General features: G+C 55.7%; 22 protein-coding genes. 13 read left to right on the top strand and 9 right to left on the bottom strand.

The genetic code is table 11. From position 1 onward, the window contains the following. Nucleotides 1–25 precede the first annotated feature (25 nt). The 3 genes from dxs to shc form a co-directional block, all read right to left on the bottom strand. On the bottom strand, nucleotides 26–1939 hold the full coding sequence (gene dxs / locus CFB04_RS09680; RefSeq protein ID WP_088535076.1) for a 1-deoxy-D-xylulose-5-phosphate synthase: 1914 nt from the start codon (nucleotides 1937–1939) through the stop codon (nucleotides 26–28). Between the two features lie 22 nt (nucleotides 1940–1961). Next, a complete protein-coding gene (hpnA, locus tag CFB04_RS09675) occupies nucleotides 1962–2945 on the bottom strand; it encodes a hopanoid-associated sugar epimerase (protein WP_088535075.1) in 984 nt (327 codons plus the stop codon). A gap of 118 nt (nucleotides 2946–3063) precedes the next feature. Next, nucleotides 3064–5103, bottom strand: a complete 2040-nt coding sequence (gene shc / locus CFB04_RS09670; RefSeq protein WP_088535074.1) for a squalene--hopene cyclase — start codon at nucleotides 5101–5103, stop codon at nucleotides 3064–3066. Nucleotides 5104–5406: 303 nt separating this feature from the next. Here shc and CFB04_RS09665 point away from each other — a divergent pair, with 303 nt between their 5' ends. Genes CFB04_RS09665 through CFB04_RS09650 form a run of 4 tightly spaced genes read left to right on the top strand, consistent with a single transcriptional unit; the run spans nucleotide 5407 to nucleotide 10679 of the window. Then, complete coding sequence (locus CFB04_RS09665) at nucleotides 5407–8076, top strand: MMPL family transporter (RefSeq protein WP_369833127.1); 2670 nt, start codon at nucleotides 5407–5409, stop codon at nucleotides 8074–8076. A 10-nt stretch (nucleotides 8077–8086) separates the two neighbouring features. Further along, the gene (locus CFB04_RS09660) at nucleotides 8087–8686 is read left to right on the top strand and encodes a class I SAM-dependent methyltransferase (protein WP_088535072.1); all 600 of its coding nucleotides are present in this window, start codon (nucleotides 8087–8089) and stop codon (nucleotides 8684–8686) included. Next, nucleotides 8683–9825 (top strand): bacteriohopanetetrol glucosamine biosynthesis glycosyltransferase HpnI, encoded by a 1143-nt coding sequence (gene hpnI, locus CFB04_RS09655; protein ID WP_088535071.1) that lies wholly within the window; start codon nucleotides 8683–8685, stop codon nucleotides 9823–9825. The genes CFB04_RS09660 and hpnI overlap by 4 nt, the downstream gene beginning before the upstream one ends. Next, nucleotides 9822–10679 (top strand): ChaN family lipoprotein, encoded by an 858-nt coding sequence (locus tag CFB04_RS09650; protein ID WP_157698766.1) that lies wholly within the window; start codon nucleotides 9822–9824, stop codon nucleotides 10677–10679. The genes hpnI and CFB04_RS09650 overlap by 4 nt, the downstream gene beginning before the upstream one ends. Before the next feature lie 380 nt (nucleotides 10680–11059). On the opposite strand, the gene CFB04_RS09645 is transcribed toward CFB04_RS09650, so the two are convergent. Together CFB04_RS09645 and CFB04_RS09640 are read right to left on the bottom strand one after the other, a co-directional pair. After that, complete coding sequence (locus tag CFB04_RS09645) at nucleotides 11060–12460, bottom strand: amidohydrolase family protein (RefSeq protein WP_231934147.1); 1401 nt, start codon at nucleotides 12458–12460, stop codon at nucleotides 11060–11062. Nucleotides 12461–12698: 238 nt separating this feature from the next. Further along, nucleotides 12699–13523 carry an IS630 family transposase gene (locus CFB04_RS09640; protein WP_088535069.1) on the bottom strand — a complete coding sequence of 275 codons (825 nt, stop codon included), beginning with the start codon at nucleotides 13521–13523 and terminating at the stop codon, nucleotides 12699–12701. A 570-nt stretch (nucleotides 13524–14093) separates the two neighbouring features. Between CFB04_RS09640 and CFB04_RS09635 the strand changes: the two genes are divergently transcribed. The 4 genes from CFB04_RS09635 (at nucleotide 14094) to CFB04_RS09620 (ending at nucleotide 18853) form a co-directional block, all read left to right on the top strand. Further along, on the top strand, nucleotides 14094–16058 hold the full coding sequence (locus tag CFB04_RS09635; RefSeq protein WP_172825472.1) for a M4 family metallopeptidase: 1965 nt from the start codon (nucleotides 14094–14096) through the stop codon (nucleotides 16056–16058). Between the two features lie 44 nt (nucleotides 16059–16102). Continuing rightward, nucleotides 16103–16921, top strand: a complete 819-nt coding sequence (locus tag CFB04_RS09630) for a hypothetical protein (protein WP_088535067.1) — start codon at nucleotides 16103–16105, stop codon at nucleotides 16919–16921. Nucleotides 16922–17464: 543 nt separating this feature from the next. Continuing rightward, nucleotides 17465–17851, top strand: a complete 387-nt coding sequence (locus CFB04_RS17900; RefSeq protein ID WP_157698765.1) for a hypothetical protein — start codon at nucleotides 17465–17467, stop codon at nucleotides 17849–17851. 663 nt (nucleotides 17852–18514) lie between these two features. Then, nucleotides 18515–18853: a hypothetical protein gene (locus tag CFB04_RS09620; protein ID WP_197692507.1), complete on the top strand. Its 339-nt coding sequence runs from the start codon at nucleotides 18515–18517 to the stop codon at nucleotides 18851–18853. A gap of 331 nt (nucleotides 18854–19184) precedes the next feature. Here CFB04_RS09620 and CFB04_RS09615 read toward each other — a convergent pair whose 3' ends face one another. The 3 genes from CFB04_RS09615 to CFB04_RS09605 all read right to left on the bottom strand — a co-directional run bounded on the left by CFB04_RS09615 (nucleotide 19185) and on the right by CFB04_RS09605 (nucleotide 20142). Then, nucleotides 19185–19403, bottom strand: a complete 219-nt coding sequence (locus CFB04_RS09615) for a hypothetical protein (RefSeq protein ID WP_197692506.1) — start codon at nucleotides 19401–19403, stop codon at nucleotides 19185–19187. A 278-nt stretch (nucleotides 19404–19681) separates the two neighbouring features. Beyond that, a complete protein-coding gene (locus CFB04_RS18230; protein WP_197692505.1) occupies nucleotides 19682–19897 on the bottom strand; it encodes a PIN domain-containing protein in 216 nt (71 codons plus the stop codon). After that, nucleotides 19894–20142 carry a ribbon-helix-helix domain-containing protein gene (locus CFB04_RS09605; RefSeq protein WP_088535065.1) on the bottom strand — a complete coding sequence of 83 codons (249 nt, stop codon included), beginning with the start codon at nucleotides 20140–20142 and terminating at the stop codon, nucleotides 19894–19896. The genes CFB04_RS18230 and CFB04_RS09605 overlap by 4 nt, the downstream gene beginning before the upstream one ends. Before the next feature lie 172 nt (nucleotides 20143–20314). On the opposite strand from CFB04_RS09605, the gene leuB reads away from it, so the two are divergent. The 5 genes from leuB (at nucleotide 20315) to CFB04_RS09580 (ending at nucleotide 24942) form a co-directional block, all read left to right on the top strand. Beyond that, a complete protein-coding gene (leuB, locus tag CFB04_RS09600) occupies nucleotides 20315–21406 on the top strand; it encodes a 3-isopropylmalate dehydrogenase (RefSeq protein WP_088535064.1) in 1092 nt (363 codons plus the stop codon). 220 nt (nucleotides 21407–21626) lie between these two features. Beyond that, entirely contained in the window at nucleotides 21627–22646 is a 1020-nt protein-coding gene (locus tag CFB04_RS09595; protein ID WP_088535063.1) for an aspartate-semialdehyde dehydrogenase, read from the top strand. 97 nt (nucleotides 22647–22743) lie between these two features. Next, entirely contained in the window at nucleotides 22744–23841 is a 1098-nt protein-coding gene (asd, locus tag CFB04_RS09590; protein ID WP_088535062.1) for an aspartate-semialdehyde dehydrogenase, read from the top strand. A 113-nt stretch (nucleotides 23842–23954) separates the two neighbouring features. After that, nucleotides 23955–24263 (top strand): nucleotidyltransferase family protein, encoded by a 309-nt coding sequence (locus tag CFB04_RS09585; protein ID WP_088535061.1) that lies wholly within the window; start codon nucleotides 23955–23957, stop codon nucleotides 24261–24263. Nucleotides 24264–24348: 85 nt separating this feature from the next. Further along, nucleotides 24349–24942, top strand: a complete 594-nt coding sequence (locus tag CFB04_RS09580; RefSeq protein ID WP_088535060.1) for a Uma2 family endonuclease — start codon at nucleotides 24349–24351, stop codon at nucleotides 24940–24942. Between the two features lie 81 nt (nucleotides 24943–25023). On the opposite strand, the gene CFB04_RS09575 is transcribed toward CFB04_RS09580, so the two are convergent. Beyond that, nucleotides 25024–25386: a helix-turn-helix domain-containing protein gene (locus tag CFB04_RS09575; RefSeq protein WP_088535059.1), complete on the bottom strand. Its 363-nt coding sequence runs from the start codon at nucleotides 25384–25386 to the stop codon at nucleotides 25024–25026. Nucleotides 25387–25509: the final 123 nt, after the last annotated feature.

Raw genomic sequence — 25509 nt, 5'->3', positions numbered from 1 at the left:
AGGGATATGCCCCTCGTAGAAATGCCTATTTTACAAGCGCCAGTTGAGCAGTGCCCGCGCCGCGCCGGGTAACCAGCGCCTCCGCTGCCGTGGCGATGCCCTCGGCATCGAGCCCCAGGTCCCGGCGAAGCTGCGCCTGGGGGCCCTGCTCGATGAAGCGATCGGGGATCCCGAGCCGCTTCGCAGCCACGTTAAAGAGCCGCTCCTCTTCCAGCAGTTCAAGCACGGCGGTGCCGAAGCCTCCCTGGAGCGCATTCTCCTCCACCGTCAGGACACAACCTGTCCTGCGTGCCCAGTTCAGGATGAGGTCCCGGTCCAGGGGCTTCACGAAGCGTGCGTTGATGACGGCAGCGCTGATCCCGCGCTCCTTGAGGGTGCGGCTCGCTTCGACGGCAGGATAGACGGTTATGCCGACGGCGACGATAACGAGGTCTTCCCCCTCTTCCAGCAGTTCCCCCACTCCAATGGGGAGTTCTCGGAGTTCGGTATCCAGGGGGATGCCATAGCCGTTGCCCCGCGGGTAGCGGCACGCCACAGGCTTTCCTGCATATACAGCGGTCTTTATCATGTGCTGCAGCTCGTTTTCGTCCTTGGGCGCCATTACCGTCATTTCCGGCAGGTGGCGCAGGTAGCTCAGGTCGAAAACGCCGTGATGTGTCGGACCATCGTCTCCGACGAGCCCTGCACGGTCCAGAGCAAGCGTCACCGGTAGCTTCTGCAGGCAGATGTCATGGAATACCTGGTCATATGCCCGTTGTGTAAAGGATGAATAGACGGCGGCGACGGGCCTGAAGCCTTCCGCCGCAAGACCTGCTGCAAAGGTGAGCGCATGCTGCTCGGCAATGCCGACGTCGAAGAAACGCTCCGGGTAGGCTTTGGCGAAGGGGGAGAGCCCGGTGCCGTCCGGCATGGCGGCGGTAATGGCCACTATTTTGGGATCTTCGGCGGCCAGTTTCAAGAGGGTGTCCCCGAAGATGGCTGTGTAGGAGCAGCTGGTTCCCTTCCCCGAGGAGAGCCGTCCGGTGACGACATCGAACGGGCCGACTCCGTGAAATCTGTCCGGATTTTCCTCCGCCGGGGTGTAGCCTTTCCCCTTGGTGGTAACAACATGGATCATTACGGGTCCTTCCATGGACCTGACATTTTCGAAGATCTCTATCATCTGGGGCAGGTCGTGTCCCTGGATGGGGCCGATGTACTCGAATCCAAGGGCTTCGAAAAGGGTGCCGGGAGTCAGGAACCCCTTCAGCGAGTTTTCAGCCTTGCGCGCGAAGCTGAGAACGTTGTTTCCCACTGCCGGAATGCTCTGCAGAAGGCCCTTCATCTCGTGCTTCAGCTCCCGCAGGCGGTTCCCGGTGAGTTTGCGGGAAATGAAGGTGGAGAAGGCTCCGACATTTTTCGAGATCGACATTTCATTGTCGTTCACGATGACGATGAGGTTCTTGCGCAGGTGTCCCGCCTGGTTGAGCGCCTCGAAGGCCATTCCGCCGGTGAGGGAGCCGTCGCCGATTATGGCGATCACCTTGCTGTCCACCCCGGCCAGGTCCCGGGCCGTTGCCATTCCGAGGCCGGCCGAAATGGAGGTGGAGGCATGGCCTGCGTCGAAGGCGTCATGGGGGGATTCGGCTCGTTTGGGAAACCCGCTGATGCCCTGGTACTGGCGCTGCGTGTGAAACCGGTCGCGCCGCCCGGTGAGTATCTTGTGTGTATATGCCTGATGCCCTACATCCCAGACAAACTTGTCGCGGGGGGAGTCGAAGCAGTAGTGGAGGGCCATGGTCAGTTCTACCGCTCCAAGGTTTGAAGCGAGGTGCCCCCCCGTTTTCGAGACCGTGTCCAGCAGGAACCGGCGGATCTCGTCGGCAAGCTTCACTAGTTCGTCGGGCGAGAGCTTCTTCAGGTCTCCGGGTGCATTTATGGTTTCGAGCAGCTTGTACATGTGAGACTCCTCCAGATTCCTCTCAGGCATACCCGTGGCGCCTGAACCATGTTACGGCCCGATCGAGCGCCTCTTCTACCGGCCGCTGCGGCAGCCCCAGTTCGTTCATCGCCTTCGCCGAATCAAAGAACATGAACTTACCCGCCATCCGTACTCCCGCCACAGGAATCATCGGCTCGCATCCGGTGCACCGGGAGAAGCCTTCGTTCAGGTACGCAGCCAGGAGGATCGGCGTGTAGGGGAGGCGGACGCGGGGGGCCGGCAATCCGGTAAGCGCTTCCAGCGTGACGAAGATTTCCCGGAGGGTGAGGTTGCGGTTCCCCAGGATGTATTTTTCACCGATCCTGCCCTTTGCCGCCGCAAGGATGTGCCCGCGAGCGCAGTCCTGCACGTCGATGATGTTGAGGCCGGTGTCCAGGTAGGCGGGCATTTTCCTCTTGAGGAAGTCCACGATGATCTTCCCGGTAGGTGTCGGCTTGATATCGTAGGGGCCAACCGGTGTAGAGGGGTTGACGATGACGAGGGGCAGGCCGCGGTTCAGAAATTTCAGCGCTTCGCGCTCGGCGAGAAACTTGCTCTTTTTGTAGTGCCCTACCATGTCCGCCAGAGATACCGGCGTATCTTCCGTTCCTGGCGTTCCGTCGCCGGGGTTGCCGAGTGTGCCGACGCTACTGGTGTAGACGACACGGGAAACGCCGCATTCCAGCGCCGCTTCGAGAATGTTCCTCGTGCCGGTGACATTGCTGTCGTACATCTCCGAGGGGTTGCGGGTCCAGAGGCGGTAGTCGGCGGCGGCGTGGAAGAGAAGGCGGCAACCGGTCAGGCCATTTTTCAGGGAGGGCAGGTCACGGAGGTCACCTTCCCATGTTTCCACATCCAGGCCCTGAAGATTCCTCCGATCGGAACCGGGACGAGCCAGTACGCGGACCTCGTGTCCGTCCTTGAGGAGTTCCCGTACGAGGGTGGCGCCGATGAACCCCGTGGCGCCCGTAACGAACGTTTTCATGATGTTCCGAATTCTCTCTCCGGAAGTGCCGGGAGGGGAAAACGTGTGTAGGGGCGAACTCTCCGTCCGCCCCTACCCTTGTCGAATGCCCACCGCGCCTGCAGGGCCGGAGGGTATGTTACATCTTCTTCCCCGTAAGGGAACGGTAGGTTCCAAGGGCGCTCAGGGGGAAGCAGTTGCGGTAGATGTGGTACTTGATCATGAAGTACTTCGGGAACCCGGTGCCGGTGTATTGGTCTTCGTCCCAGGTCCCGTCTGGCTTCTGGGTAGACAGAAGGTATTGTATGCCGCGGGCTACCGTTGAAGAGTGGGCCTCTCCTGCGGCCATGAGAGCGAGAAGCGCCCATCCGGTCTGGGATGCGGTGCTTTCTCCCACACCCGCAAGGGACGGGTCATGATACGATTCGCACGTCTCTCCCCAGCCGCCGTCCATGTTCTGCCGCGACTTGATCCAGTTGACGGCCCGCTTGATGTACGGCTGGGACAGGTCTTCACCGATGGCGGCAAGTCCGCACAGCACCGACCAGGTTCCATAGATGTAGTTGACCCCCCAGCGACCCCACCAGGGACCTTCCGGCTCCTGGTTCTCCTTGATGAAGTCGAGGGCGCGGACCGCGGCCGAATGGGATTTAGGATAGCCGAAGGTCCCCATCAATTCAAGCATTCTTCCCGTAAGGTCGACGGTCGGCGGATCGATGAGCGCCTCAAGGTCGGCGAAGGGTATCTTGTTGAGGAGGTGCTTCGTATTGTCCTTGTCGAAGGCCCCCCACCCTCCGTTCTTGCTCTGCATTCCGAGGCACCAGTTGATGCCGCGTCTGATTTTCTCTTCCTTCCCCTTCCGGTCTTTCACCTCGATATCTTTTATGGCCATCATGACGAAGCCGGAATCGTCCACATCGGGGTACCAGTCATTGAGGAATTCGAATGCCCAACCCCCCGGCTCAAGGTTCGGACTTTTCACCTTCCAGTCCCCCGGTTTCCGGACCTCCCGGTCCATGAGCCACTGGGTGGCCTTTACGAGGGATGGGTGGTCCGTCGGGACTCCCGAATCCACCAGGGCCTTCAGTGCGAGGGCCGTGTCCCAGACCGGGGAAACGCACGACTGGAGTACGAGACCCTCCTCGGTTTCTATGGCGAAGTTGGCGAGAGCTTCGAGTCCCTTGGCCACGGCGGGATGATCGTTGGAATAGCCGAGGCAGTGGAGGGCGAGAACCGAGTTGAGCATTGCGGGCTGGATTCCCCCCCAATCCCCGGTCGGCTCCTGGTGTTCCAGGACCCATTTCTCCGCGGTTCCCAGCGCCTTGCTCTTGAGGGGGCGGATCGGGTTGCTCTCGTATATCTTCAGCAGGTGATCGACGCCGATGAAGATGTTCTTCCAGGTGAGGATGCCGTTTTCCTTGGTGAAGGTATAGTCGATGGGGCGGGGGGGCCGGACGTATAGTTCCTGCACCCGTGACCTCTCGGGGAGTTTTCGTACGGGACGCTCCGTCATTACGATGGAGAGCGGTATGATCGTCGCGCGGGACCAGCTGGAGAACTCGTACATGTTGAAGTAAGCCCAGTTGGGGAGGAGCATGAGCTCGATGGGCATCGACGGAACCCCGAACCATGCGAATTCTCCAAACAGCGCGAGGAATATCTTGGTGAAGACCCGGCACTTGATTATCCCACCCTGCTCCAGGATGAAAGCCCGGGCTTTGGCCATGGCCGGGTGTTCGGCGGGATAGCCGGCGAGTTTCAGGGCGAAGTAGGCTTCGACGGTTGTGGAGAGGTCGCCGGGACCGCCGTAGTATATGGCCCAGAAGCCTTCCTTGGTCTGCTTGCTCAGGAGGTAGTTGGCGATCTTCCGCTCTTTCTCCCTGTTCACGATCCCCATGAAGTGAAAGAGCATGAGGTATTCGGCGGTGATGGTTACGTTGGACTCCAACTCGGCCCACCAGTAGCCTGCCGGTAGCTGCTCGCGGAAGAAGAAGTCTCGGGTCCGCACGATGGCTGCATCGAGCGTGTCCGTTGCCTCTCCCTCCCGCTTTTTCCAGAGTGATGTGGGGAGGTGATGGATCTTTCCTGCCTGTTTGCCGGCCGTACCGGACTCTGGCTCCATAACGATGCCGTTGAAGGACGTGAGCGCATGAGAGATGGGATGTTTGGAAGTGGTCATGCCGCGGGTTCTCCTGTGAATCGTCAGGTCATTGTCTTCGAAAAATCAATGACTTAATTAAAAAATAAGCAGCCTTTCTACCACAAATTAAAAAAAAGGTATACCGTTTTTTAAAAATCTGCCGGCTTTGTCTAGGTAAATCAGCGGCTTATCCGGGGTAAGCCGCGGTTGATTTAACTCTCCGGCTATGGTAGGTTGCACACTTTCCGCCTTTGCCGTCTCTAATTGTACTGTACATCCCGGCAAATACAGGGATTCATATTAATTGTCAATAATAATATTTTATTCAGGTGAGTGATGAGCATGACCTCCAACAAGATACGATCACGTCTGTTTGCTTCGGTAGCAGCTTATCCGCGGCTGATTCTCGCGGTTGCGCTGTTTCTTTCGATCCTTTCGGTGATCTACACCAAACAGCGCATGGAGTTCCTCACGGGTCGCGACGATCTCATGCCCAAGACCACGGCTTTTCACCGGGACTACCGGAGCTGGCTCGCCGAGTTCGGCGAGTCAGAGGAGATAGTGGTCGTACTGGAAGGGGCTGACCAGGAGAAAGTGGGACGTTTCGCGGCGGAGCTTGCCGAAGCGCTGAAAAGGGAGACGCGCCACGTCCGCGACGTCTTCCATCCATTCGGGCTCCCCTTCTTCCGCCAGAACGGGCTGCTTCTTCTTCCCCTTTCGGACCTGGAAAACCTGCACCGCAACCTGACTCTGGCGAAGCCGGTTCTCAAGGAGCTGGCTGCGGCTCCTTCGGTGCAGACCCTCTTTACCTTCCTGACTTCGGAAGCTGATCGCGCTATCGCAGACGGCGACCCGAAGCGCCTCGAAAGCCTTCTCTTCATGCTCGACAAGCTGGGGGAGGGGCTTACGAGGTTCGGCGGCAAGGATAGTGCGCCTTTGTCGCTGGAGGAGTTCTTTTTCCGCGGGGCGGACGGCAAGGAATCCGCAATGGCGCGAGCGGGAAGGATGCAGATCCTGACCGTGCAGCCGGTCAAGGACCGGACGAGCTTCGTTCCTGCCGAGGAAACGATCCGGATTGTCAGGGCGGAGATTGCAAAGCTTCAGAAGCAGCCGGAACTGAGAGGGGTAAATGTCGGGCTCACGGGTGTTCCCGTTCTCGAACACGAGGAGATGACGACCAGTGAGCATGACATTGCCATCGCCACGGTCATTTCACTCGTTCTCACGGTGCTCCTCCTGCTCCTGGCCTTTCGGGGCATCCTCAATACCATTGCGGCCATGGTCTCCCTCATCGTGGCCATCTGCCTCTCCTTCGGCTTCGCGACTCTTGCGGTGGGACATCTCAACATTCTTTCAATGGTGTTCGCCATAATGCTCATAGGCATCGGCATCGAGTACGGGATCCAGATCGTCCTGCGTTACAAGGAAGAGCTCGTCGGGGGGGCGGATCACCCGGATGCCATCGCGACCGGCCTGGACAGGAACGTATGGGCCATAATCATGGCGGCGGCTACGGTGGCCGCGGCGTTTCTCACCTTCGCTTTCACCGATTTCAAAGGTATCGCCGAGCTCGGAATTATCGCCGCCGGGGGCATCGTCATCTGCGTCGCCGTTACCTTCACTGTCCTTCCCGCAATGCTCCTGCTTCTGGCCCGGTTCCGAAAGTCTCCTGTCGCGACCCCGGTTCGGAAAGCCGTCGATAGTGACAGCGGCTACCGGCGCATCCTTTTCGGATATCCGCGGACTCTTCTCGCAGTCACCGCCGTTTTCTGTCTCATCTCCCTCTACCCGGCAAGTCGGGTACGTTTCGATTACAACCTCATGAATATGCAGGCGAAGGGGCTGGAGTCGGTGGAGTATGCACACAAGCTTATGCGGAGCAAGGAGAATTCGGGCTATTTTGCCGTGGTCATGGCAGCCTCCTCCGAGGAGGCCGCTGCGAAGACCAGGGCTCTGGAGGCGCTCCCGACGGTCGACCATGTGGTGAGCGTGTTCACCTTCGTTCCCGACCAGCAGGAGAAGAAGCTGGCTCTCCTGGCGGACCTGCGAAGGGAGCTGGCGGATGTGAAGCCGGGGACCTACGAGGAGGATCTTCAGGTGCTGGAGCTCCCGGCGGTGTTCGAGGGATTCCGGGACGCCGTGGTGAGACTCAAAAAGCGGCTCGATGAGGAGAAGAGGCCGGAGGCGGAGAAGGCAGGCGCTTTTCTCGCCACCCTCGATGCCTTCTTTGCCAGGCTGGAGAAGCAGCGGAACACCAATGCGCTGGGGATGCTCCGGGATTTTCAGGGGGGGATGTTCGCCGAGCTGCCGGCGAAGATCGGGCTTCTCAAGGAGAGCCTCAATGCCTCTCCTGTCACGCTGGCTGACGTCCCTGCGGAACTGAAAGAGCGGTTCATCGGGAGGACGGGAAAATATCTGCTTCAGGTGGCGCCGAAGGAGGAGATATTCGACCGGGAGCCGCTGGCTGCCTTCATTGGCGACGTCCGCAAGGTTGACCCCCACGCCACCGGCGAACCCGTGATGGTCTTCGAATCGATGACCATCCTGCGTGACGCGTACCGGGGAGCGTTCATCTATGCCTTCGTTGCCATCGTCGGCATTCTCTTCGTCACCTTCCGGAGCATCAGGTTTACCGTAATCGGACTTGTTCCTCTCGTGGTGGGGGTTCTCCTCATGGTGAGCGGCATGTGGCTTATGGGTGTCGATTTCAACTCGGCCAACATCATCGTGATGCCTCTTGTTCTCGGCATCGCTGTGGACTCTGGAATCTATATCGTAAACCGATACAGGCGCGAGGACGAGACGCCGGTTCAGGTGATTTACAGCAGCACCGGCATCGGGGTGCTCCTCAACACACTCACCATAATGGCCAGTTTCGGTGCGCTCATGGTTGCTCACCACCGTGGCGTCTTCAGCATCGGCGCGGCTATGTCGCTGGGAATGCTTGCCTGCCAGGTTGCCTTTGTCCTGGTCCTGCCTGCGGTGCTGACACTTTTCGGTAAGCGGACGTGAGAGGGATCGCATGACTCCGGAGAAGCGGCATCTCAATGCCGTGGGCCTTTCCCACATGCTGCTGCGGGATCGGGTGGGACCTGGGGGGCGGGTGGTTGACGGCACCTGCGGCAACGGGCACGATACCCTTTTCCTGGCTTCTCTCGTGGGGGAGACCGGACATGTCTGGTCCTTCGACGTTCAGGATGAGGCGCTTCGCCGGGCCAGGGCCCGACTTGCGGAGGCAGGATCTACCGCTCAAGTGGAGTTCGTCGATTCCGGCCACGAGCGGCTGGCGGAATTCGTAGCAGGGCCCCTTCAGGCGGCGATTTTCAACCTGGGATATCTTCCCGGCGGCGACAAGAGCCGTATCACCCGCCCCGAAACCACCATTCCGGCCCTATCCCAGGCGGTGGAGCTTCTCGCTCCGGGAGGGATTCTCGTTGCGGTGCTCTATCCGGGGCATCCGGGAGGGGCGGAGGAGTGCGCTGCCGTGGAGGCGTGGGGAGAGTCGCTTCCCTCCGAAGACTTCTCTGTCTGGAAAAGTTCCCGGGTCAACGTTTCTGAAAAGGCTGCATACGTCCTCTCGGTGGAAAAGGTTGCGGCCTATTCCCGGGGAGGCTCCAAATGACCGGGCTGCTGCCGTTTATCATTGTCCTTCCCCCCCTTGCCTACTCGCTCCTCTCCCTTTTCTGCGCCGCCCCCTTCTTCCGGCGACACAACTGTTCGGCAGGCTCCCATGGCGAGGCTGCTCCGGTGACCATCCTGAAGCCGGTGAAGGGGGTTGATGCGGAGAGCTTCGAGAACTTCGCTTCCTTCTGCCGTCAGGATTATTCGGAATTCCAGATCGTCTTCGCCGCCGCTTCCGCCGACGACCCGGTGGTGCCGGTCATTCGCCGGCTCATGGCGGAGTTCCCCGACCGCGACATCGACCTCGTCATCGACGGGCGCATCTACGGCCCCAACTACAAGGTCTGTAACCTGATCAATGCCTTCCCCAGGGCGAAGCATGACATCCTCATCGTCTGCGACAGCGACATTCGGGTCGGCACCCGATTCCTTCAGGAGGTATGCGCTTCCTTTGCTGACCCGCAGGTTGGCCTGGTAACTTCCCTCTACCGCACCAGGGGAGTCCATGGAGCGGCCACCGCCATCGAGGCCCTCGGATTCACCACGGAGATGGTACCCAACGTGATGGTGGCGCGCAGGCTGGAAGGGTTATCCTTCGCTCTCGGCGCTTCCATGGCCGTGCGGCGTGAAGCTCTCGAAGCGATCGGCGGATTTCCGGCCCTCGTGGATTACCTGGCGGACGATTACCAGCTCGGCAACAAGGTCCACCGGGCGGGGTACCGGCTGGAGCTCTCCGATTACTGGGTGGAAAGCATCATGCACCGGGAGTCGCTGGACTCGGTCCTCTCCCGGCAGCTTCGCTGGGCGCGCACCATGCGGGTGAGCCGCCCCGGCGGCTACTTCGCGTCCGGCATCACCCAGCCTGCGCCGGCGGCTCTTCTGGCACTTTTGCTTGAATATGGATCGGCGACCGCCTGGGGTGCCGTCATACTTCTTTATTTCGTCCGTTCCATCGTCTCTCTCGTCTATAGCCGCCGCTTCGTCCGGGACGGCCTTCTTCCCCGTTATCTGTGGCTCCTGCCGCTTCGCGACCTCCTTTCCTTCGGCACATGGGCGCTCTCGTTCCTCGGCAGCCGGGTCAGGTGGCGCGGCCACCTGTTCCGGGTTTTGCCCGGCGGCAAGCTGACGGAAGCCGAATGAATCCGATGATCTCGATCCTGAAGGTTTCGTGCTGCCTGTTGATGCTGGTGGTTCTTGCTTCGTGCGCTTCGTTTCCCCTGCTCGATACTGGGGGGATCAGGCGCATGGCCGACGGACGGCTGGTCTCGTTCCAGGAGATGATCGGTGAGCTTAAGAACGACCGTCTCATATTCGTCGGCGAACTCCACGACGACCGCACTCACCATGCCTTGCAGCTGGAGGTGATCAAGGCCCTTCGGGCAGCGGGCAAGCAGGTAGCAATAGGGATCGAGATGTTCAGCTGGCCCAGCCAGCAGGCCCTCAACGCGTGGGTAGCCCGAGAAATCGATCTACTGGATTTCATGCAGGTGTACCGTCAGAACTGGACCATTTCCTGGGAGCAGTACGACACAATATTCCTCTATGCCCGTAATCATGGAATACCGATGAGAGGGCTCAACGTGCCCCAGGAGATAGCCCGGAAGGTTTATCGCAGCGGTTTCGCTTCCCTTACCGAAGCAGAGAAGTCGCTGCTCCCTCCGGGTATTACCTGCCGCATCGATACTCCCTACATGAAATTCGTCCGCGACATGTATTTTGGACACGGCATGGGAGGCTCTTCCTTCGAACACTTCTGTGAGGCGCAGTCGGTGCGCAACCAGACCATGGCGTGGCTCGCGGTGGAGTATCTCACGAAGAACCCCGAGCGGGTGATGGTGGTGGTAACCGGTGTGGGACACGCAATGAAGCGGGGGGTCCCCGAGGAGGTGTCCCAGCTGACGACGATGCCGTACAAGGTGGTGCTTCCGATGCTGTCGCCTGAGGCGATGAGGAATCTGAAGCGGGGGGATGCGGATTATGTGGTGGCGTATTGAATACGGCAGAGATCAGTGGGGGAGCTGCTGAAGTTTATGGTTAATGCTGTATACGATCTCGGCAACATCGAGGAATATCAAGGATATTCGACGTTTTTCCTTAGTGCCCTTAGTGTCTTAGTGGTAATCACCCGCCTGAGGGGGCGTTGCCCCCTTGCCCCCACTTCATTTCTTTTGCTTGCCCAAAAGAAACGGAAGCAAAGAAAAGGGCACCCCAACGCCTTGCCCCCTTCGGGGGGGTCCCTCGCTCCGTCGGTCTCTCGCGCGGCGGCACAATTCGCTGCGCTCAGGGTGCCGCCTTCTTCGCGAGTGAGCTTACTCACTCGGCTGCGGCGAGGGGAGAGACGCTTAAAGGCGAGGAAGCTGAGTTCGCGCGTGCGCTAGTAACCTGCCATTCGGGCTTCTGCGGCTCCTTCTTCTCGATGCTTCCATGCGGCGATCCTGTCATGGCCGTACGATGCCGTTTCCGCCTTGATGCCGTACAGACGCGCGGCATTCCCTCCCAGTATCGCCCTCTTCACCGGCCCGTCCGCCGGTCCCAGTTCCCGAAAGCCGAACCTGCGGCGCAGATCTTCAGGAATTTCCAGCCGCCTCAGTGCCTCGATCTGCCACTGGGGGGAGCCGTACCAGACCGAATCGGTTCCCCAGAGAACGCGCTCGTGGCCGAATCCCTTGATCAACGTTCCGAGGATGCCTGCACAGTATCGTGGATTGCTTATGGCGGTGACCGCGAAAACCGAACCCAATTCTGCGTAAAGATTCGTCACGCCCCATTTCCCCGGAATTTTTGCCAGCTCCGATACCCATGGGATGTAGCCGGTTTTTTCGAACCGCGCCGCTTCCTTCCTGGTCGGGGGAGAACCCGATCGGATGGCGGAATGGTAGATTACGAAGGTCAGCTGCGGCCACGCTTTCGCCGCCCCGCCTATGTCGCCCGGCCCCGCATATTGCCACTGAGTCCCCGTCTTTCGCAGCCTGCTCGGAAGAAGTCCCTTGTGTATGCAGACAATGGGGATCTGCGCCTTCAGCATTTTGTCATATGCCGGATAAACGAGATCCTCGTCGTCCAGCCGCCACGGCCATTTCGATCCTGACGGAGAGCCGAGGGTGTAGCCCTTCCAGCTGTCCGGTTTCATCGCCGCTGCCTCGTCCAGCTTCTCGAGCCATCCCGGCTGACCGGGGGTGAAGATCGCATGGGCCAGCAATCTCCGCGAACCCGCCGCCGCATTGATCTTTTCACGGGCGGCCATTATTTCAGGGTTGTGGAGGAACCAGGATGCAGGATTGTCGGCCGGAGCACTGGAGAGGAGAGCCACGCTTGTGTCGCTTTTCCGGAAGACCTCTCTCACGTAGTTTTCGTAACGGATGCTCTCGAGTGTCTGCCTCCCCTTGATCTCCGGATTCCACTCCTTTGCAAGTTCCCGAAGTCCGAGAAGCCCGGTGCCGGTATAACGGTCGCTGACGAAGTGGGTCTGAACGTCGAAGATGAACTGGTTGTGCAAGGTTCGAAGCCTCTCTGCCGCTGCCTTGGGGTCGGCCGCTTCCGCGGGATCGACGGAAAAGAGCGAACCGTGCACGGCGTTCATGGCGAGAAATGCCGCCGCCATTCCCGAGGCGGTGGAGAGAAACCGGCGGCGTGAGATGCCGAGCCGGCTCGAAAGCGAATCCGCCAGATCAAGGAGCACCCCTTCGACTCGCCGCTGCTCCGGCCCCTGAATGATGCCATCCTCGGCGGGAATTGACGTGGGGAAGGGAAATTGTTCTTTTTCGAAATCGGACACAGCACCCTCCTTTCCGGCTCCCGTTTTTCACTCGTCGTTGAACCAATACATCGCTTAAACTGTCTGCCCCTAAGTGCAGCCGTAGTTTGTCCAGTTCTGAGAAAATTGTAGCAGGTTTGGAGAGGAGCAGAAGCCGGGAGCGGGTGGCCGGGCTCGGCGAGCGTGAAAAGGCAGCTCTGTCGATGCGCAGTGGCTGGGGGTAGCCGGAGCGTAGAGAGGGAGATTTTCAGGAGCTTTCCTAGTCGTACCCGGGCCTGTAGAGCGGCAGGAAGATCAGCTTGAGGCGCCCACGGGTTGACGCCACGAAATTGAGGACGTGGTGCGAACGCTGATATTCATGTCCGTCCACGATCAGCCACATAGGCCTATTCGCGCCATGTATCAGCCGCTCGAGGAATTTGAGGAACCGGTCCGATGTGGGTTTTTTTCCTTTTAAAAGGAGGAACCGGATGCTGCCCTTGCCGGTAATAGCCGACATCATCAGGAGACCTTGATGAGGTCTCGACTCATTCTCACGCAGCCAGTCCGACTTTACCTCCGTTACATACGTGAAATAGACCGTTGCCTTCTCTTGCCTGGCCAGTTTCACGATTGTCGGAAACTCCTCACTCTGCCACCGCTCGATCCGCCGCGGGTTCAGCCGGTAGATTCGTTTCAGGGGCGCCGGCGCTGACAACCCCAGCTTTTTGAATAGCCGTCCTACTAAGACCTTGCTCACCTCGATCGAAAACTTCTGCCGGATACAGTCGCGGACCGTGTCAACGGTCCAGAGGGCCGCCTCCAGGTTGTAGTGTAGGGGGTCCTTTCTGGTTATCGCTCGGAATACCGCCATTTCATCTGAAATCCCCAGCTTTCTCGGCCGTCCGGTGATAGGCCGGTCTTTCAGTCCTTCCAGCTCCCCAGCCTTATACCTTTTGATCCAGTTGTAGACGGTCGAACGATGGACGCCATAAACCTTGGCGACAAGGCTGGGGCTTGTTCCCGCCGTGAGGCGGCGCATGGCGTGGCGCCGGGTTGTCTCGCTCGTCTTTCCGGCTTGTTCGGTATTTTTGGTTTTTCCCATGGGGGGAATATAGCAGGTGTCGAAGGACTTTTGAACCGTTGTGTGAGAAAGGTAAAGATATTTTACTCAATCAAAATACCCAAATCGCGACAAGTTTTGCGGCGGCTTGCATAAAAATGTCTCAGCCAGTGGCAGATATTTCATTTCAAGGAGGAGGAGTAACCTAGTGCGAATGCTTGAAAAAATGCCTGCGATAGAGAGTGCGAGTAAGTATATGAAAGCACACAACTTAACTATTGCTTATTTGCGTATCCTTATTGACTGGTAAAAATGTCAGATATAAAACCACCGCATACTTCTAGGACACTAGGACAGAAGGGGTCCGTCCTAGGCATGAGACACCCACAACCGCCACAACCCGAGAGGTATGCATATATAGTAAATATGAGCTTTCAGGCGGCAGCGAAGAGCATCAGATAATCTGAAACGAGTCGGCGGAGAATGCCCTGTTGAGAAGAGGAGATAGAGAGATTGAGCAGGAAGGTGGCTCTTGTCGAGGGCTGACCCCAGCACTTCTTCACAGGGCGTCTTTTACAACATTTTATGCTGTGCGGGTGTAGGAGGAAGAGTATGCAGGTTTTTCGGAAGGTACACATCCCATTCTTGGTTATTGTGTTTTGCTTGATGAGCTATTCCCTTGCTGTTGCGGACTTTATATCAAAAACGGGCGGATACTTCAATACACCGGTGTATATTGACAATCCTGGCAGTCATACCTCAACTGTAACAGTAAGTGGCATACCTAGTGGTGCTAAAATAACAAATGTGAAAGTAGTCTACGCTTATCATCACTGTCCATATGATCGTTTGAAAGTAACTTTGTCGAAAAGTAAAGCCGATGTTCAGCCAATTGAGATCATGGATGATTGGACACCAGCATACGTCACACCGAATTATACATACAATGACAGTAAATATTTTGAAAATGCTAATCCAAATGATAGCTGGTCAATTACGATGGCGATATCAAGTAACGGTTGTCCCAATGCCAATTGTAACCCAGCGTACCATGGGCATGAGGGCTATTTTTATGAATGGACTATCACTATAACCTATGATCCGCCACCACCAGTTGTTGATCCACCTGCCCCAACCGTACCGCCAGTTACTGCAGCTCCGCCACTGACCACTCCCAATCGATTCTTTACAGGAACAACTTCTGGTAGCTATGTTAATCTAACTTGGGGAACAGTACCGGGTGCTGAAAGATTTAAGCTGGAAATATCTCCTCGCTCTAATTTTGATTGGAATACGTATTATATAAAGACATCATATTTGGGATGGCCATGGTTACAAACCGACGCTCCCTTAAGTGGCCAGTTAGGTGTATTTCATTGGCGCGTTCAAGCTTACAATAGTAACAGTATTGGTCCTTTTTCAGAGACACGTAAATTCTTTAATGGTCCTTCAATGGAATGTTTTCCAGAGATAGTTTTATCCAACAGATTATTTAATACTTGTTATGATTTTGGTTCTAAAAACTATTTGCTTAAAGATATAACAACGCGTAAAAAATTAAGCGGCATTAAAAATGTCATTGGTGAGGGAGGTGAAATGCAGGATACTGCCTCTATCACAACCGAAGCATATGGCATCGCAGGTCCAATGCAAGATTCAGATAATGTATGGAATGATCCTACACACCTATCAGCGATTGATGCACATGTAAATTCATCTATTGTATACGCACATATCTTAAAAACATTCCTCCTTCCTTCACCTGCTGGTGATGGTCGTAGCATGATAAACATCGTTGAAGAAACAAAATACGCAGATGGGAGTCCATGCTCTAATAGGGCCTATTATTCTTGGTATAATTCTAGTCAGACGTCCGATTCGACTGTCAGGTACTGCGTTGGATTACCACCTCCAAACATAGACGTTGTTGCGCATGAATGGGCTCATGCGGTTAGTAGCAGGGCATCACTCATTCGAGGTTATAACCAGCCTATCGGAACGTTTGGGGAAGGTGCGGCTTTGGAGGAAGCATTTGCTGATTGTATGGCTATTTTTGTGAAGCAGCGTTCCCAAGGGGGCGGAAGTTGGATGCTTGATTTTGGGCAGGGCCAAGCAAAACATGACTTTGTAAACCCGTTAAACTCATCGCCCCCTCAGGCTGCATTTTATGGTGGAAAAAATTGGAGCTATACAATGCCAGGATCCGTTTGCACTCCAACACCTGATAATAATGAATGCGGTACCTACATAAATGCCGGCGTCTTCAATAAAATGTTCTACATACTTTCTGAGGGCGGAGAAGGTGTACAACCTATTGGTATCGATAAAGCTATCCAAATTGTATATAAGTCAAGCCGAGAAAAATGGAAGCGATCTACGCCAAGATCAGATTTTACCTTCAGGGAAGCAAGACAGGGTATGATTATTGCCGCTGAGGATTTATACCCAGGATCTACTGAGGCTGAACAGGTCAATAAAGCTTGGGCAGCTGTCGGCGTAACTAGTACTACAACGCCACAGGCCCTGTGGTTCAGGCTTACGCTTCCGGCACTTATGTCTGGGATATTGCTATTCTAGGGTTTTCATGGATCCGGTACATACATTAGCAAGTGGAGAAGAGTATGAAGAGAATGACTAGTAATTTGAACATTAGGAGAATCATATGTGTGGTGGCATGTGCATTTCTGCAGGCTACCATGGCCATGAGTGCCGATTTATCTCGAGATCCTGCGGCAGATGCTGTTGACAACAAGGGAGCGCCTTCCTCAACAGAAAAGAATAACCCACATGAGTCACCTCAGAAGTTCAAGGATCATGTTAAAGGTAAGTATTCAAGTGTGAAGTACGCCGAGTCTGACGTTAAGAAAACTAAACATGGGCTTTCTGGGAATGTATGGCTCAGCGGGGCTATGGTGCCGAAGAAGCAGATAGCTATCGATCTGGCAAAAGAGCCTGACAGACATCTCAGAGCACGAGCCGTTGCCAAGGCTTTTATGGAAGATGAGGCTGAATTGCTAGGTATATCCAAACCGACTGAAATGCGAGAAAGTAAGATATTCTCAGCCGAAGGGGGCAACGGAACATATGTAACCTTAATTTTTGACCGTTTCATTAATGGGTTGTCGCTAGGAAACGCTATTCAAATTACGATAGGCCCTCAAGATAACGTTACCAGCGTTAAGGCCGAGATAATCTCAGTCCCACCTGAGGCCTACGAAGCTACCAAGAAGACCACTCTTTCTGAAGATGATGTCAAACAAATTATTGAGAAGGATCATAAACAACAAAATGTGCCAGTAGATATCGAGGAGGTCACCTTAAACAAGCTAGTTATTGCTGATCCACCCTATGTAGTGTGGACAGGACAAACTATATGGGCATACGAAATAAATGCATTCACTGGTGAGATACTTCAAAAGTTGCCGTTGTGGAGAAAATAGAATGACATTCTTGGCTCAGGCTTGAGGCCGCGCCAGGTGTGGAGGTGTTTGGAGGGGGGGGAAGAAGCCGCGAGCGGCGGGTCGGACCAAGACAAGTGTCTGAAATTTTTCTGTTAAACATATAGGATTAACCCGTTTACAAGCCTTAAAGCCTCTTTTGACCTTCAAAAACAAGCCTCTAAGAAGGGAGTAGCAAAGGGGTAAGCCTTGGACATGGGACATACACAACAGCCACAACCGGCAGATCTGTGAGCAGTTGGGGCAGCATAACTCATGCGGTGGCAGTGAAGTTGTACCCAAAGGGTTATCCAAAAGAGTTTCCGGAGAACGACCTTTAAGAAGAGAGATAGAGGCGATTGAGCAGGAAGGTGTCTCTTGTCGAGGGCTGACCCCTCTCCTTCCGCTTGCATCAGAGAAACAGTTCCTATACCACCTACACGAACATCCAGAGAAAGCGGTGCGGGCATCTGTTCCAAGGGAGATTCAAATCCATATTCACAGATGACGACATCCAGTTGTAGGTTTATTATCTGGAGGAAGATTATGAAAAATATTGCCGTCCACACTAATTTTATTTTCAAAAGTGTAGAACACAAGAAGATAATAAATTATGCTTTGGTATTCATAAGTATTTTTTTGAGTTTTGTATGTACTTCGTCTGTTACTTTTGCATGGGATGGAGCTGTGAGCGGAAGGATAGGGGTTGTAGATGTAACAAGCGGTCATAATTATGGTTTTAGAATTCAGCTTGAGGGAAACCCTGTAATTTGCAACGGGCAATACTGGGCTTATCTACTTGACACTGATAGCAATTACAAAGCATATGTTGCTGCTCTGCTGGCCGCTAAAATTTCTAATTTAACAGTGGGAGTCAATGTAAATACGGATGGCAGTGGATACTGTCACATCGGTTATATCACTGTTCGATAACTGAAGCCGGCGAGCGGCGGGTCGGACCAAGATACAGGTGATTGAAACCGCAGGTAAGCAAGTTACAAGGTAGATTCTACCAGGAGGAGTGAAAATGAGAAATTTAACAGGAACCTTGTTGTTACTAGTTGTTCTGCTAGCAGTGCCTGCCTCCTACGCCGAAGCTGTGGTTTGCGGCGGAACGGTCCAGACGCTTGCCTATCACCAACCAGGCAAATTGCTGCTTCGATTGAGCAGTATGAACACGCCTGTATACATCTGCAGCACTGATGCTGATTGGGTGGTCCCAGGTTCTCTTGCGGGGAGCACTTCCCCTGCAGCCTGTAAGGCGATCTATGCCACCTTGCTCGCAGCAAAAACATCTGGCGCCCCTATACCCGATATGTACTTCGATGGAGATCAATTGCCAGCAAACTGCATCTCTTTCGCGCCTTGGTCCGAAGCCAATGTAAGGTATTTCTCCTTTTAGGGGATCTTTACGGTCAGGCTGGAAGAGGCGGCATAACGACAACGGCAATCCACCTTATTCCGGCCGCCAACCTGTCCTAAAAGATGGGGCCACCTCTCACGGAGTTTTGGAGACTTGACCCGTATTTTGATTCCACATGATACTTGGGTAGCCATATTACTTGTTTGAAATCATTAGTGAAAGGAGCAGGCAAAATGAGAATTATCTCCGTTTTATGTCTAACTTTGGTTTTGTCGTGTTTTATATCTAATGAAAGTATGGCCGGATCAGTTTATGGAACGGTTAGTTCAATAATAGTAAGAGCATCTGACGGCTTAGTGTATTTTACAGTTGCTGGAACTCCAGTTGGTAAACCCTCATGTGCTACCGGCGGATATTGGATAATCAGAGATGAAAACTCTACAGTCGGTAAGCAACAGCTGGCAGTATTGCTTGCAGCGTTATCAACAAAAAACACAGTTTCAATAGTTGGTAATGATACTTGCAACCGATGGGGGGATGGTGAGGATCTCAACTATATAATTGCCTATTGAAGGCTTTCTGCCTTTAAGGTGGGCGCAAGTAAGAACAGTAACAGCAGTAAGAATAGGGTCAGCCATGTGGGATCTGTCGTGGATCTGTCGGGTCAGGCTTGCAAGCCTGCAAACCTGACACAGAGACATTCAGAGGTTCGATAATTACAAGAGCAATTGCATGGCTTCTTGAATCAGCAAAAGGCAGACGGTGGATTTGCCGATGATCCACTTGCGACAAGACAATGAACGCAAATGACAAGAGCCCGCCATATGCGGGCTCTGTCAGTAACATCGGTTCTGCATACCACCTCCCTACGCCGCCCTGTCCTTCAATGCCCCCGAAAGGTGCTTATGCAGTATGCTTGAAATAAGGGTCTGGTAAGGAATATTCCTCGATAGCCCTTTTCTTGAGCCCCTCCAAGTGCTTGGACGAGATGCGGATGTTGACGCGCTGGTCCTTGCGGACGGTATGGTGCGCGATCTTGGAGAAGCGCCGCTTTTCGGCCTTCTTGTCGGCCCGTCGACGTCCATTCACCCCTGTAGAATGAGTCGAGTAGTTCCTGCTCATCTTTATCCAGCTTCGGGTGCTTCATTGTTGCTTTCTCCTGCTCTCTCAGGAATTACGCGTACTGATGCTCTTCCTCGTGAGAGATGTAAATAGGACATCACGGAACGCAAGCGAACCCCTGCGCCTTAAAGTGCCGATCGAAGGTAAAGGCTGCCGTTACTCCGCCAACCCGCATTGACTCGAAACTTACACAGTCAACGGGGGAAAGCTTTCTCTGTTTGAGGATAAAACGGTACTGATTCCCGCAACGTGCATGATCTCGTCAACCCACAGAATCTTCAGCACCGGAACCACATCTTCCTGGAACACCCGCACCGCTTCCAAACCCAATCTTTCTGGAGCACGGCAATGGTTTCCACCAGGATATAGCTGCTGGATATCAGGTCATGGTCGGAATCCAGCAGCCTAAGCCACTCTGCTCTTGCCTTTTCATGGCAGCTATCGTCACTGTCGAGGACGGCAAGAAATCCGGAGGTGTCGATGAATATGCTCATCTGTGGAACGCCTCCGCGACATACCGGTCGTGCTCTTTTGCAAGATCACCGCAGCCGGAATGAAATCGGCCTGCCGCCGCTGCCGCTTTTTGCCGCCGGGTCTTGTCATCGGGGACGAAGCGTGTTCGGGCCAGAAGGTCCACAGCTCTGCGGATGATTCCCGCCATTGATACATGCTGCTCGGCAGCCAGATGTTTAAGAGATGCTACCTGCTCTTCGGTCAGTTGCACTTGTGTCCTCACCATTTCTTCCCCCAGTGCTTACACATTTTCAGAAACGAGGCGCATCAAGGAACGATCAAGACTGGCGCCTTGTCCTACCCGCTCAACCTGAAGGGAGACCCCGGCTTTTTTTATTGACACCTCCCACCTCCGCACATAATATCGCAAGATTTAATGCGAAAAAGGAGGATTCCATATGGCGAAGACATACAAAGTGGCGGTTCTGCCGGGGGACGGCATCGGGCCGGAGGTGATGGCCGAGGCGCTCCGCGTGCTGGACGCGGTTGAGAAGAAATACGAAGTGAAGTTCGAGCGGACCCATGCCAACGTCGGCGGGGCAGGCATCGATAACGAGGGGAAGGCGCTGCCCCAGACGACCATCGACATCTGCAGGGCGAGCGACGCCATCCTTTTCGGTTCCGTGGGCGGTCCGAAGTGGGAAACTCTTCCCCCCGACGAGCAGCCCGAGCGCGGCGCTCTTCTGCCGCTGCGAAAGATCTTCGGGCTCTACGCCAACCTGCGACCCGCCATCATCTTCCCTTCGCTTACCGGCGCCTCCTCCCTCAAGGAAGAAGTCATCGCCGGCGGTTTCAACGTCCTCGTCGTCCGCGAGCTGACCGGCGGCATCTACTTCGCCCAGCCGAAAGGGATCGAGGGGACGGGACGCGAGCGGGTGGGTTTCGACACCATGCGCTATTCGGTCCCCGAGATCGAGCGGATCACGCACGTGGCGTTCCAGGCGGCCCGCAAGCGCGGCAAGAAGGTCTGCTCCATCGACAAGGCGAACGTTCTTTCCTCCTCGGTCCTATGGCGCGAGGTGGTAACCGGCATCGGCAAGGAGTATCCCGACGTCGAGCTCACACACATGTACGTGGACAACGGCGCCATGCAGCTCGTGCGCTGGCCGAAGCAGTTCGACGTTCTTCTGTGCGAGAACATGTTCGGTGATATCCTTTCCGACGAGGCTGCCATGCTGACCGGCTCTCTCGGGATGCTTCCGTCGGCGTCGCTGGCTGAGGGCACCTTCGGCATGTACGAGCCTTCCGGCGGCTCGGCCCCCGACATTGCAGGCCAGGGGATTGCGAACCCCATCGCCCAGATCCTCTCAGCGGGAATGATGCTCCGCTACTCCTTCGGGATGGTGGATGCGGCGGACGCCATCGACAACGCCGTGGCGAAGGTCCTCGACCAGGGGTACCGTACCCGCGACATCTACCAGAAGAAGGACGGGGAGAAGCTGGTAAATACTCGGGAAATCGGCGACGCTATCGTGGAAAACCTAGGTTAAGGTTAAGGTTGAGGTTGAGGTTGAGGTTGAGGTTGAGGTTGAGGTTGAGGTTGAGGTTGAGGGAGAAAGCTGGAGACAGGGGGAACTCTCGATTCGGATCTGCGTTCCTTGCATCATGAGCTAAACAAGTTGATTTCCGGAATCGCATCTCGTACTAGTCAAAAGTAAAGGTATTGGACGTTCCTCAACCTTAACCTCCCCTCAGCGGAGAATGAAATACATGTCGGGAAAAAAGTGGAACATAGCAGTTGTCGGTGCAACCGGCATCATCGGTAAGGAGATCCTGCAGTGTCTCAAGGATCGGGAGTTTCCTGTTGGCACGTTAAAGCTACTCGCTGCGGGCGCGGGTGTGGGCGAGGTCATCGAGTTCGGTGGCAAGGCCGTCGTGGTGGAGGAACTTACTGCCGACTGTTTCACCGGCATCAACATCGCCTTCTTTGCCGCCGGCAGCGACCATGCCCGTGAGTTCTGTCCCGCCGCGGTCCGGGCGGGAGCATTGTGCATCGACACGTCGGCTGCCTGGCGGATGGAGACGGACGTGCCGCTGGTAGTTCCTGACGTGAACTCCGACGCTGTAGCCGGATACATGGCCAGGGGGATAATAGCCATCCCCTCAGCCGCGGCAATGCAGCTCTTAGTGGCCCTCAAGCCGCTGGATGATGCCGCCTCCATCGAACGAGTCGTCGTGTCGACCTACCAGTCGGTCTCGAGCACTGGGAAGAAGGCGGTGGACGAGCTGCAGAAGCAGGTCGTGTCGCTGCTAAACGGTAAGCCGGCGACGGCAGAGGTCTACCCGCACCAGGTCGCATTCAACTGTCTCCCTCAAATCGATGGATTTGCGGAGGAGGGATACACGCGGGAGGAAACCAGGCTTATCAATGAGACGAAGAAGGTTCTCGGTGGTAACGTCCGCGTCACCGCAACTACCGTTCGTGTCCCGGTCTTCTACGGGGACAGCGCATCTATCAACGTACAGACGACACGGCCGCTGTCTGTGGTAAAGGCACGCGAGATGCTGGAAAAGGCTCCGGGGGTGCGCCTGGTGGATGATCCGGCGAGCAGGGAGTATCCGATGCCGGTTGACGCAACGGGGGAGGAGCAGGTCCATGCAGGGCGCATACGGCAGGATGCCTCGGAGGAGAACGCCCTGAATATCTGGACGGCCGCCGACAATGTGCGGCTTCCGGCCTGCGGCGCGGTGCAGGTCGCCGAGCTGCTTGCCTCCAAGTACCTTAAGTAGCCGAGAGAAAGGGGCTTCCCTTATTCGGCCCCTATATGTATAGTTGTTACGCTATTTATTCATTTTTCCACATCACACATAGAAGAGGAAACAGGTTATGAAAGTTGGACTTATCGGTTGGCGCGGCATGGTCGGTTCGGTACTCCTTCAGCGCATGCAGGAGGAAAACGATTTCGCAGGGATCGAACCGGTATTTTTCTCCACCTCCCAGGCGGGGCAGCCTGCCCCCATGAACGCCGGGACGCTGAAGAACGCATCTGATCTTGAGGAGTTGAAAAAGCTCGACGTGATCCTTACCTGCCAAGGTGGGGACTACACGAAGGCGGTTCATCCCGAGCTGCGTAAGAGCGGCTGGAACGGCTACTGGATCGACGCGGCGTCGACTTTGCGGATGGAGCCGAACGCTGTCATCATCCTCGATCCGGTGAACCGCAACGTCATCGACGCGGCGCTCGCCCAAGGGCAGAAGGACTTCATAGGCGGCAACTGCACCGTAAGCCTCATGCTCATGGGGCTGGGCGGACTTTTCCGCGCGGGGCTGGTGGAGTGGCTCTCCTCCATGACCTACCAGGCCGCATCCGGCGCAGGGGCCCCCAATATGCGTGAACTCCTCTCCCAGATGGGAGTTCTCCACGGCTCGGTTGCCGATCTTCTGAAAAATCCATCGTCGGCGATCCTGGAGATCGACCGGAAGGTGACGGCAGAGCTGCGCGGTGATGCAATGCCGAAAAAAGAATTCGGCTTTCCGCTGGCCGGCAACCTCCTCCCCTGGATCGACCGTGAGGTTGAGGACGGGCAGAGCCGCGAAGAGTGGAAAGGCTTTGCCGAGACAAACAAAATTCTCGGTGCCTCGTCGCCGATTCCGGTCGACGGCATCTGCGTGCGGGTCGGCGCGATGCGCTGCCACAGCCAGGGCATCACCATCAAGCTCAACAAGGATGTGCCGATAGCCGACATCGAGAACCTCATCGCCAACGACAACCAGTGGGCGAAGCTCGTCCCCAACAACAAGGCGGACTCGCTGGCGCAGCTCACTCCGGCAGCCGTGTCCGGCACCCTCACCGTTCCGGTCGGACGGGTGCGTAAGATGAAGATGGGGCCACAGTACGTGCAGGCTTTCACCTGCGGCGACCAGCTCCTCTGGGGGGCCGCCGAGCCGCTTCGCCGCATGCTGCGTATCCTGATGGAGAAGTAGTAGGAGCAGTCTTGGCGGCTGCTTCATCAGAAGAAAGGAAAAGGGACGGGCACTGACGGCCCGTCCCTTTTTTCGCTTTTACTCGCAGATCATGAAAGGATTCTCCACCTCCGATGCACATCGACCCAGCAGACCTGGAAACTATCCTGAAAATTCTGCGTTCCCACATCCCCTGCTACGAGGTATGGGCCTTCGGCTCCCGGGTCCACGGCCGCAACCTCAAGCGCTTCTCCGATCTTGATCTCGTGATCATCGCCGACGGATTCCTCGACCCGCTCGAATTCACCGACCTGAAAAAGGCACTCTCGAGGTCGGACCTCCCTTTCATGATACATGCATTCAACTGGTTCACCTTGGGCAAGCTGTTCCGGCGGATTATCGAGGCGGAGCATGAGGTGATCCAGCGGACTGTGACAGGTTAGTCTTAAAAACCCACCGTTTACATGGCGACAACCTCATGGTATAAGGTCATTTGAAGCAGGCTTCACGACTGCTGAGGAGGCAGCTATGGGTCCCACGGCGCGAAAAGTTGGAGGTCGCTTCACCTATGCGGATTACCTCACATGGCCCTCCGACGAGCGATGGGAGATTATCGGCGGCGAGGCATATGCCATGACTCCGGCGCCGACGACACGTCATCAGGAAGTGTCAGGGAGCATATTCGCGCTGTTCAGGAGTTACTTCAAAGGCAAACAGTGCAATGTCTTATATGCCCCCACCGATGTGGTTCTCGACGACAGCAACGTAGTCCAGCCAGATATTCTGGTTGTGTGCAACGGAAGCAAGCTCACTGAAGCCAATGTGCAGGGCGCTCCGGACCTGGTGGTGGAGATTCTTTCGCCCTCCACGGGGGTGAAGGACAAGCGGGAGAAGAAAGCCCTTTACGAGCGGTTCGGCGTGCGGGAATACATGATTGTCGATCCCGAGCACGACATGGTGGAGCGGTTCGTGCTGAGTGAGGGCCGCTACGGAGCGGGGGACGTTATCGGCTGGACGGAAACTCTCCCCGTCGCCATATTCCCCGAGCTGGTGCTCAATCTGTGGGAGGTCTTAGGGAAGGAGCTTCCGCCGGAGGAGGGGGACGCGCTACTAGGGCAATAGTGGGAGCAGAAAAAATTTTTTATTCGAATAAAAAAGGCACGGACTGGCTCCGTGCCTTTTTTGCGTTTTTGTTCTCCGCGTTCATTTTCTGGAAGCAAGGCGGGCGACCCTTACAACCAGCTCCCTGTCGGACTTTGCGGGGATTTGCCGGTAATGCTTCAGGAGGGCTTTTTCGTCTGCAGATTGGTAGGGGAGTGACGGCTCCGCCGCCACGTGCGGACGCTCCGTGTTGAAGAAGAAGGTTGCCGGTACGGACAGCGCCCCGGCAATCTTCTGCAGAGTCTCCACGTTGATCATGCTGATCCCGTTTTCGTATCGCTGTACCTGCTGGTACGACACATCAAGAAATTCTGCAAGCCACTCCTGCGAATAACCCAGCTCGTTCCTGCGCCTTTTGATCGCCGCGCCGATTTCTCCGCTTTTGATGATCCTGTTCCGTGGCATGGCGGCACTATAACAGACCTGTTTTGTGCTTAACTACCGCATCATCCGATATATAAAATCTATTGAAACATACACATCTAAAGTGTATTTTTCTGGTTCACTTCCTTGCACCTGCCAATAGTG

It is taken from the genome of Geobacter sp. DSM 9736, assembly GCF_900187405.1.
Taxonomy (GTDB): domain Bacteria; phylum Desulfobacterota; class Desulfuromonadia; order Geobacterales; family Geobacteraceae; genus DSM-9736.
The sequence above is the reverse complement of the archived record's forward strand: the minus strand, read 5'-3'. Positions and strand labels throughout refer to the sequence as shown.

Coding starts and splice junctions, on each gene's coding strand:
- dxs (WP_088535076.1), bottom strand. CDS start 1,939: ATGTACAAGCTGCTCGAAACCATAAATGCACCCGGAGACCTGAAGAAG.
- hpnA (WP_088535075.1), bottom strand. CDS start 2,945: ATGAAAACGTTCGTTACGGGCGCCACGGGGTTCATCGGCGCCACCCTC.
- shc (WP_088535074.1), bottom strand. CDS start 5,103: ATGACCACTTCCAAACATCCCATCTCTCATGCGCTCACGTCCTTCAAC.
- CFB04_RS09665 (WP_369833127.1), top strand. CDS start 5,407: ATGACCTCCAACAAGATACGATCACGTCTGTTTGCTTCGGTAGCAGCT.
- CFB04_RS09660 (WP_088535072.1), top strand. CDS start 8,087: ATGACTCCGGAGAAGCGGCATCTCAATGCCGTGGGCCTTTCCCACATG.
- hpnI (WP_088535071.1), top strand. CDS start 8,683: ATGACCGGGCTGCTGCCGTTTATCATTGTCCTTCCCCCCCTTGCCTAC.
- CFB04_RS09650 (WP_157698766.1), top strand. CDS start 9,822: ATGAATCCGATGATCTCGATCCTGAAGGTTTCGTGCTGCCTGTTGATG.
- CFB04_RS09640 (WP_088535069.1), bottom strand. CDS start 13,523: ATGGGAAAAACCAAAAATACCGAACAAGCCGGAAAGACGAGCGAGACA.
- CFB04_RS09635 (WP_172825472.1), top strand. CDS start 14,094: ATGCAGGTTTTTCGGAAGGTACACATCCCATTCTTGGTTATTGTGTTT.
- CFB04_RS09630 (WP_088535067.1), top strand. CDS start 16,103: ATGAAGAGAATGACTAGTAATTTGAACATTAGGAGAATCATATGTGTG.
- CFB04_RS17900 (WP_157698765.1), top strand. CDS start 17,465: ATGAAAAATATTGCCGTCCACACTAATTTTATTTTCAAAAGTGTAGAA.
- CFB04_RS09620 (WP_197692507.1), top strand. CDS start 18,515: ATGAGAATTATCTCCGTTTTATGTCTAACTTTGGTTTTGTCGTGTTTT.
- CFB04_RS09615 (WP_197692506.1), bottom strand. CDS start 19,403: ATGAGCAGGAACTACTCGACTCATTCTACAGGGGTGAATGGACGTCGA.
- CFB04_RS18230 (WP_197692505.1), bottom strand. CDS start 19,897: ATGAGCATATTCATCGACACCTCCGGATTTCTTGCCGTCCTCGACAGT.
- CFB04_RS09605 (WP_088535065.1), bottom strand. CDS start 20,142: ATGGTGAGGACACAAGTGCAACTGACCGAAGAGCAGGTAGCATCTCTT.
- leuB (WP_088535064.1), top strand. CDS start 20,315: ATGGCGAAGACATACAAAGTGGCGGTTCTGCCGGGGGACGGCATCGGG.
- CFB04_RS09595 (WP_088535063.1), top strand. CDS start 21,627: ATGTCGGGAAAAAAGTGGAACATAGCAGTTGTCGGTGCAACCGGCATC.
- asd (WP_088535062.1), top strand. CDS start 22,744: ATGAAAGTTGGACTTATCGGTTGGCGCGGCATGGTCGGTTCGGTACTC.
- CFB04_RS09585 (WP_088535061.1), top strand. CDS start 23,955: ATGCACATCGACCCAGCAGACCTGGAAACTATCCTGAAAATTCTGCGT.
- CFB04_RS09580 (WP_088535060.1), top strand. CDS start 24,349: ATGGGTCCCACGGCGCGAAAAGTTGGAGGTCGCTTCACCTATGCGGAT.
- CFB04_RS09575 (WP_088535059.1), bottom strand. CDS start 25,386: ATGCCACGGAACAGGATCATCAAAAGCGGAGAAATCGGCGCGGCGATC.